This window comes from Phyllobacterium sp. P5_D12 (assembly GCF_054049495.1).
This window is the reverse complement of sequence record NZ_JBFUMG010000833.1, coordinates 1-1,454: the sequence shown is the minus strand read 5'-3', so window position 1 is coordinate 1,454 and position 1,454 is coordinate 1. Positions and strand designations below refer to the sequence as shown.

3 protein-coding genes are annotated in these 1,454 nt (G+C 54.1%); 2 read left to right on the top strand and 1 reads right to left on the bottom strand.

Translation table 11 applies throughout. The features are described from left to right. The first annotated feature begins 169 nt into the window (after positions 1 to 169). Positions 170 to 856, top strand: coding sequence for a CerR family C-terminal domain-containing protein (locus ACXJ5O_RS26865; RefSeq protein WP_457302573.1), 687 nt, complete (start codon positions 170 to 172; stop codon positions 854 to 856). Here ACXJ5O_RS26865 and ACXJ5O_RS26860 read toward each other — a convergent pair. Next, positions 850 to 1,011 carry a hypothetical protein gene (locus ACXJ5O_RS26860; protein ID WP_457302572.1) on the bottom strand — a complete coding sequence of 54 codons (162 nt, stop codon included), beginning with the start codon at positions 1,009 to 1,011 and terminating at the stop codon, positions 850 to 852. The two genes, ACXJ5O_RS26865 and ACXJ5O_RS26860, sit on opposite strands and share 7 nt — an antisense overlap. Positions 1,012 to 1,247: 236 nt before the next feature. Between ACXJ5O_RS26860 and ACXJ5O_RS26855 the strand changes: the two genes are divergently transcribed. Continuing rightward, positions 1,248 to 1,454 (top strand): hypothetical protein (locus ACXJ5O_RS26855; protein WP_457302571.1); only part of this gene is annotated, 207 nt, incomplete at its 3' end.

Below are 1,454 nucleotides of genomic sequence, written 5' to 3'. Positions count from 1 at the left end.
ATGCAGATACCACCATGCTCCGCCGCCGATCGCGGCGAGAACAAGAAGGAGGATGATGATGCGAAGCGGCTTGTTCACCTCTCAACCATAACGCGAAAAATATCAATATGTCAAATTTGAATTTAAATTTCAGCTTTCAAAAATTTCAAATTTCGTATAGAATCGTCGCATGGCCCGAAAAACACCTCGAAAACTGCCCGGCCGCCGCGAAGACGGCGCCACAACGAAAGCCCAGATTCTGGAAGCCGCTGGCGAAGTTTTTGCCGAGAAGGGGTTTGACCGTGCCACCGGCAAGGAGATTGCCGAGAGGGCAGGCAGCAACTCGGCTGCGGTCAACTACTACTACGGCGGGATCGAAGGTCTCTATGCCGACGTGCTTGTGGAAGCCCATCGTCGGCTTTTGACCTATGACAAGCTCGTTGCGCTTGCAGAGAGTCCTGGAGAGCCCACCGAAAAACTGAAAAGCCTCATCGGTCTGATCGCTCGCAGGATCACCGGACCCGAGTCGTCGTCGTGGACGCTACGTGTCCTCAGCCGCGAGATTCTCTCGCCGTCCTCGGTGTTTCCGGTCCTTGTGAAGCAGGAAATTCTACCGAAAAAGCTTGTTGTGACCGGCATCATAGGGGAGATTTTGGGCAAGCCGCATGACGACCCGGTCGTCACGCGCTGTACACTGAATATCATCGCTCCCTTCGCCATGCTGCTCGTCGGCAACAGGCAGATATTTACCCAGGTGCTGCCGGGGTTCAACTCCGGCGAGCCTGAAGTCCAGGAGCAGATCGTCGAGCATTTTCAACGCTTTGCCCTTGCCGGGCTGGCGGCAACGGCAGCGGCACTGCATTCAGACGATCACTGATGCCTATCTTTGGAATTATTTATATGCCTGTCTTTGGGGGTTACATAGGCAGGTTCATCGGTCTTCTTTTGTGACTTGGCAATTGCCTCCCGCAGCATCTGCCATTCTCTTTCATGGCGCTGGTAAATATCCTGCGGAACAGTTTGTATCGTCATGTAAGTTCTCCGAATGGGTTGACGCCCTATAACGATCACATAGGGCGCCCGTTCCCACGTCGCCATTCAAGATTTGCAACCGGCATTTACAGATGCGAAGAGGATGGTCTCGGCGTCCCCAGACGCGGCGTATTTACCATAGGACGAGATCCCGGACCCTTGGAACTTTGTCGTTCATTGCAAGTTCATCGTAGTGGGTGCACCTAATGGTTGCATCACTTCACAGGAGACACTCTATGCACAAGATACTGAACGCCATTTCGGCAGCCATGCTCGGATTGGCAATGTTGTTGACGTCCGCGGTCGCGTCCCACGCCGCGCCCGTGTCCCCCACGACTCTTCAGCTATCATCAAATGTTGAACAGGTGCGCGACAACAGGGCAGATTGGAGGCGCCATCATTATAAGTCTCGCCGTGACTGGCGTCGTGATCGCCATGATTGG

Bases quoted from the DNA above. Each gene is read 5' to 3' on its own strand.
- ACXJ5O_RS26860 (WP_457302572.1), bottom strand. From the start codon at position 1,011: ATGACGATACAAACTGTTCCGCAGGATATTTACCAGCGCCATGAAAGA.
- ACXJ5O_RS26865 (WP_457302573.1), top strand. From the start codon at position 170: ATGGCCCGAAAAACACCTCGAAAACTGCCCGGCCGCCGCGAAGACGGC.